Annotated in this window: 1 protein-coding gene; it reads left to right on the top strand. The window is 39.2% G+C overall.

Annotation, left to right across the window (positions count from 1 at the left end; translation table 11 throughout):
* Nucleotides 1-255: transposase (locus tag ACYQ2O_RS13305; RefSeq protein WP_459771563.1), on the top strand; the 255-nt coding region annotated here is incomplete at both ends.

The following is a 255-nucleotide window of genomic DNA, read 5'->3' as shown; positions in this document are numbered from 1 at the left end:
GCCTAGGGCTCAATGATCAAGGGAAAGAGATTAAAGCAAAAATCATTTTTGTTAAAAATCGCAACAGTAAGGGCAAGCGTAATTGGCTAGCGTTATTATCCACAGATATCGAGATGGAAAATGAAGAAATCATTCGTCTATACGGAAAACGGTGGGACATTGAGACGTTCTTCAAGTACTGTAAATCTTATTTACAGCTCGGGAAAGAAGTCTACGGACGAAAATATGACATCATGATTGCCCACACAACGATTG

The organism is Alkalibacterium sp. m-11, from assembly GCF_054658155.1.
Note: the sequence above shows the minus strand (reverse complement) of the source record. Positions and strands in the feature narration are given on the sequence as shown.